A 6207-nucleotide genomic window follows, 5' to 3' on the forward strand; every position below is an offset into this window, starting at 1 on the left:
TACTCTCTTTTTCAAGAGTTTTTGTTATTTTTTCTATGTAGGTTTTTAATTTCATTTTTTATTGACATTTTAGCATAATTTTTTTTCCGTAGTTTTCAGCATATAAGGAACCGATGGCTTCAGCCTCGTCTATTGTTTCAGGACTAAAATTTGCATTTCCTAAAAAACTCTAATCATCGTCCATTCTCTGCCCTCTATGTCTAGCAGATATATCCAAAGGCACACCCTCAAAGTCAAATTTTGACCGAAGCACATTGGCAAGGTAGCGTTTATATGAGAAGTGTAGTCCATCAGGTCTATTCATAATCAGTGCAATTTTAGGTGGTTTTATCTCATATTGCGTTGCAAATTTAATCTTGACAATCGCACCATTTAATGAAGGCACATGATGTCTATTGGTAGCAAATTTAATCACCTCATTGAGCTTCGCTGTTGGAATTCTCCGTTTGTATCTCTCAAATATTAATACAATATCATCTAAGATTTTGTGAACCCTCTGACCTGTCTTTGCAGAGATAGTAATTAGTGGTGCATAGTGCAAAAATTTCAGTTCATCACGAATATCATCAACAGCCTTTTCATAAGTTATCTCATCTCGTATATCCCATTTATTTAGAACTATTAGACAACCAAGTCTGTACTTCTCTATCAGATTCGCAATTCTCTCATCAAGCTCCACAACACCAACTGTAGAGTCTATTATAAGAAGGGCAATATCTGCCTCTTTTAGCATCTCTTCTGTTCTACCCAGAGCGTATTTTTCGATTCCAAGAATCTTTCCTCGTCTTCGTATACCTGCTGTATCTACAAAAGTTATCTTGTGTTCTTTGTACTCCATAGACTCATCAATGGGGTCTATAGTGGTTCCTGCAACAGGGGAGACAACGGCTCTCTCCTCTTGAAGCAAAGCGTTTAAAAGTGAACTTTTACCAGTATTGACCCTACCGATAATTGCCACTTTGATGTCTCTATCTTCTGCCTGTTCCTCTTCATTATGAATTATCTCTACAATATCTTCAAAGCTCTGCTCATCATCCTCTACTATAGTAGGAGCAGACTCCTCTTCTCTTGCAGGGATATGCTCCTCTAGCCAAGCATAAAAGTCATTCATATAGCGATTGTGACTCACAGAGATAGGCAGAGTCATATCTGCACCAAACTCTAAAAAGTCCCAATATCGTAGGCTCTCATCTTTGTCATTATCTATCTTATTGACTATTAGAGCAATAGGTTTTCCAAGCTCTTGAAGACCATAAAACAGCTCTCTGTCCTCATCATCAGGTATATTTTTACCATCTACCATATAGAGGATAATGTCAGCCTCTTCTGCCGTACGAAGTGAGAGTCTTTTGACCGTTGCAAACATCTCTGTACTATCATCAATCCCACCTGTATCTATCACTTCGAAGTCACGGTCTTTTGATATGGTTACCACTCTCTTTTTGATGTCTCTTGTGGTTCCGCTTACATCTGAAGTGATGGCATCTCTCTGCCTTGCTAGACGGTTAAAGAGGGAACTCTTCCCTACATTTGGTCGTCCTAGGATGGCTACTTTTTTTAGGTTTGTCATATATTATATCTCTCTATCTGTATTATTTCGGAATTATATCAGATTTCTCAATATAAAGCGACTGAGAAGGGAATGCAAACTCTGCTTTGTTATCCTCCACTATCTTCATAATCTTCAAATTAACATCCTCTTTAATTTCCATATATTTTGCCCAAACTGCTGTATTGGAGAAAGTATAGATAAGGATACCCAAAGAGCTATCATCAAATGAGGTGAAATTGACAAGCATGGTACTTTTTTGTGATATGCCTTCATGATTTTGTAACATCGTTTTTATCTCCAAGAGAATATTCGTCATCTGCTCACTTGTTGTATGATATGTTACACCTATTTTCATCTTGATTCGTCTAGTTTTACGGCGAGAGAAGTTCTCTATGGGATTGTTTGCTATCATCTGATTAGGTAAGGTAATAAGAGACTTATTAAAAGCACGAATCTTTGTAGTACGCATCCCTATATCCTCCACAGTTCCTTCAACTCCATCTATCCTTATCCACTCACCGATACGGATAGATTTGTCAAGAAGCAGAGCGATGGAGCCAAAAAGATTGGCGGCTGTATCTTTGGCTGCTAGTGCAAAAGCAAGACCACCAATACCCAAACCTGCGACCAATCCAGCAATATTGATACCCCAAATCTGTAAGATAGAGCCTAGTCCTACCACCATTATAATACCACGAAGAATAGTTAGCATAAAATTACCCATCTCATGAGCGAGTTCTGGGTTAAATTTGCTCATAAAATGATAAGCTGCATCTCTGAAGGCATGAGTGAGGGCTAAGATAACCCAAAATATATTAAACATAACCATACTACTCGTTATTTTTGTTACAAGCTCTGTCTCCAAAAATAGTAGAGCAAAAAAGAGATTGAATCCAATAATCACAAAGAGAAAAGAGATGGGACCTTTTAGTGCATAGAGGACTCTATCATCATAAAATGTCTCTGTTCTCCTTGTTAATGGTTGCAGAATTTTGATGGTAAGTTTTGTAAACATTTTTCTAAGAAATAGAAAAAAGAAGAGCGCTAAAAAAGCAGTAATGAGATTGGCAAGAGGAACGCCAAAATAGGTTTCGGCAAGATAGCTTCCATACTCACTGTTGTATAGTTGTGCCAAAAATTCTTGAGTGTGGTCTTCTAATTCCAAATCGAGAGTATCTATTATCTTTTCTGTTTGGGTTACATTGGTATCGTTATTCTCATTCATATCTTAATCTTTCTGTTTATTTCTATTCTCTTCGTATTTTATCAAATTTTTTTAGTTATAATGCTTCAAAAAGAGAGGATTGCAATGCAAAAGTTCTTGATGATAATGGTTTCACTTCTTTTTATCTTTAATATATCGAATGCTGAAACTATTGAAGTAAAATATAAGGTAGAGTTTGGAATTTTTGGTGAGATAGGGATTGCCGAAGCAAAACTAACTAAAGATGATAGCTTTTATGTGATAGATATAGATTTGGAGGCAACAGGGATTGCAAAGACACTATCAAGAGGTCAAAAAGAGAGACACATATCCAAAGGTCATATAGCGGATGGTGTAATGGTCTCTGATTTGTACCAGATTATCAAACATTATGGCTCCAAGATGACCGATAGAGTCTACAAAATAGACCATGATAAAAAAGAGGTTATAAGAGTAACTCAAAAGTGGAAAAGAGGAGAGATGTATAAAGATGAGACAAAGGTCATGAAAGAGTATGCAAAAGATGACCTGTTGACTCTCTATTTTAATCTAAACAGCTATGTAAAAGATAGAACCACAAGCAAAGATTATCGTTTTGAAGCTGTCGGTGCAGAGAAACAGGATGGTTTTGTGGATGTTCATATTCCAAATAGTGATGAGTTACCAGAGTTCAAAAAGATGCTTGGCGAGGATGCCGACTGGTATGCTAGAGCAGTTATTCATCAAGAGATTTTCTCTAGTGACAAAGGAGAGTTGCTTCTAAGTATTGGCAAAGATGGCATTGCCCAAAAAGCTGTATTGAAAGATTTGATATTTTTTGGGGATATTCGAGCGTTTCGTTTGTAGGTTCGATGAAATCTAATAAATGATATTGGCATAAATAAATGCCAATAATTTTAAAAAATTTCAAATATTACACCATTGAAAAAACGAATTTATTGGTTATTCTATTGTTAATTGTTCGATTTCATCGAACCTACTAATGCCTACTCCCCATCACCATATCACCAATCATTCCAAGAGCAGAACCTTCACCTTGGTCACTGCCTCCGCCTTGTGGAGCAGCAGAGAGCATTCTTCCTGCTAATCGTGAGAATGGCAGAGATTGTACCCAGATTTTTCCCTCACCTTGCAGTTTTGCAAAGAAGAATCCCTCTCCACCAAAAAGACCTGTTTTGATTCCACCTGCCTGTTCTAGGTCAAACTCAATCTGAGGCTCCATAGCTACTAGACAACCTGTATCGAGATGTAGAGTCTCACCTGCTTTTAGTTCAATCTCTTTTAGCATTCCTCCTGCGTGGATAAATACCATTCCGTCACCTTCGAGTTTTTGCATGATGAAACCTTCTCCACCAAAGAGTCCTGTTAGTATCTTTCTTTGGATATGGATACCGATAGAGACACCTTTTGCTGCGGCAAGGAAACAATCTTTTTGGCAGATGAGCGTTCCACCCTCTATTTTGGAGAGGTCAACAGGGATAATTCTCCCAGGGTATGGTGCTGCAAAAGCTAGTTTTGCTTTGCCATGCCCCTCATGTGTAAAGACTGTGGTAAAGAGACTCTCTCCTGTTACTAATCGCTTTCCAGCTCCTACTAATTTGTCAAAAAAACCACCATTGTCTGCTTTTGAGCCTGAACCATCACCAAATACTGTATCCATAACTACAGTGCTATCTTTATACATCATCGACCCAGCTTCCGCAACCACAGACTCACGAGGGTCAAGCTCTATCTCCACATACTGTATATCTTCACCAAATATCTTGTAGTCAATCTCATCAGCTGTCTCAAAAGCTTGTCTACTACCCATCGCTCTTGATGGTGGTGCAGTTGGGCTACTAGCACCTCTTCCATATAGGCTATTGGTTCTAGGTTGGAGTTCTGCAATTTCTGTTATTGGTCTCCAGTCACTAAAACCCTCTTTCCATGCAAATCCACTATTGTCATCTTTTGCATATCTTTTCGCCTCATTTGTTGAGAGTGGACCTACTGTTTTTCCGTTATCATACTCTAAAAACCATTCTACATTCATCTTTTTATTCCTTTTTATAACTGTTGATATTTTGCAAGACTAGGAAACGAAAACTTTAGTTTCGTCTCTTTCGGGGCTAAAGCCTAATGCCAATGAATTAGCGAGGCTGAAGCCATCGTTTCCTTATATGCAATCTGCATTTTCAGAATCGGCGTGTTTACACCCGAACTATTTAGCTTAATTCATTGGCATTGGGCTAAAGCCTCCGATTCCAAGTAACTTTTAATTATTATCTTCTTGGTGGTGGAGTTGCACCACTATTTCTGCTCGGTGGAGTTGTGCTATTTTGACCAAAAGTACCTTTATCTTTTTTGAATCTGTTCAAAATCACCGTCAATCCAATACCCACTGCTATAATAATAAGTGACAATATAGGTCGTGAAGCAAACCATGCTATAGCAATAACAACAGAACCAAGAAGAAGAGTCAAAACCCCTGCTACTATACTAGAAGCTCCACCGATAAGTGAACCAAACATCGGTATAACATTTGCTAGTGTAGCAAGTGGTCCCATAATAAGTTTGAATCCAAAGAACATCAAAAGAAGACCTACGGCTCTTAATCCCCAAGTAAGCATACTGTTTGAATCAAACTCCTCTTGAAAAATTTGATTGGCAGAGACTATGCCATTTCTAACAAAGATAAGAGTTCTATCGTTTTGGCTTACATATGGTACTAACGCTTTATTTTTTGCCATACCTGCAAGGGAGTATGTTCCTTTTGCTGCTTGGGTATAGGTGATTTTTATATCCCCTATGGCAGGAGTATCTGGATTTTCTCCTTTATATAGATAGGATTTATAATTTTTCATATCACCAATTTTTTCAGGCATAGTAGAGAGTCCATCAAAACTGCTTCCAGTTCCAAAATGGTTGATAATATTTTTTGATAGATAAAAATCGCCAATATTTGCATCGGTGGTGTAGGTAGCTCTACTGTACGCCATTGGTGGGTTTTGATGGTTTTGTGGATGCTTAAAAGATGAGGAGTCAATTGAGGTGGATGACCACTCTTTGACATAATCATAAGTTGTAGTGGTCTCTGTTGAGCCACCCAACTTATCTTCACTCTTTGTAGTTGTATTCTCCATCCATTGGTACATCTGAACATTTCGTTGAAGAACCAATCCATCTGATTTGACACCAAATTGGCTATCCTCCAGTGCTTTTATGGGGGTTACTTCTCCCTGAACAAGTATTGGATTATTCTCATATTTTGTATCATATTTAGTACTGTTTAGAGTTACTATTTTGGATTGCATCTCTTCTAGTGCTAAGGTTTGGTTTATGCTTCGATTTTCATTCCAAGAGAGTAGGATAATGGAACCTACTATTAAAATAATTCCAAATAGAATTCCTTTAAATGAGCTTCCTATGTTCTCGCCATAGCTAGTTGTTGTCGTTTCTGTAAATTGGTTCA

At 37.8% G+C, this 6207-nt stretch carries 5 protein-coding genes; 1 reads left to right on the forward strand and 4 read right to left on the reverse strand.

Annotated features, from left to right (window positions below; genetic code table 11):
- Positions 1-169: 169 nt before the first annotated feature.
- Together der and GSY74_RS02620 are read right to left on the reverse strand one after the other, a co-directional pair.
- Positions 170-1570, reverse strand: a complete 1401-nt coding sequence (gene der, locus GSY74_RS02615) for a ribosome biogenesis GTPase Der (RefSeq protein WP_164663559.1) — start codon at positions 1568-1570, stop codon at positions 170-172.
- A gap of 22 nt (positions 1571-1592) precedes the next feature.
- A complete protein-coding gene (locus tag GSY74_RS02620; protein WP_164663560.1) occupies positions 1593-2777 on the reverse strand; it encodes a mechanosensitive ion channel family protein in 1185 nt (394 codons plus the stop codon).
- Between the two features lie 84 nt (positions 2778-2861).
- Here GSY74_RS02620 and GSY74_RS02625 point away from each other — a divergent pair, with 84 nt between their 5' ends.
- Positions 2862-3602 (forward strand): hypothetical protein, encoded by a 741-nt coding sequence (locus GSY74_RS02625; protein WP_164663561.1) that lies wholly within the window; start codon positions 2862-2864, stop codon positions 3600-3602.
- Between the two features lie 133 nt (positions 3603-3735).
- On the opposite strand, the gene GSY74_RS02630 is transcribed toward GSY74_RS02625, so the two are convergent.
- Positions 3736-4788 (reverse strand): TIGR00266 family protein, encoded by a 1053-nt coding sequence (locus GSY74_RS02630; protein ID WP_164663562.1) that lies wholly within the window; start codon positions 4786-4788, stop codon positions 3736-3738.
- 229 nt (positions 4789-5017) lie between these two features.
- The coding region (locus GSY74_RS02635; RefSeq protein WP_164663563.1) for a TMEM43 family protein at positions 5018-6207 on the reverse strand (1190 nt) is incomplete at its 5' end.

Source organism: Sulfurovum sp. bin170, from assembly GCF_010892395.1.
Lineage (GTDB): Bacteria > Campylobacterota > Campylobacteria > Campylobacterales > Sulfurovaceae > UBA1140.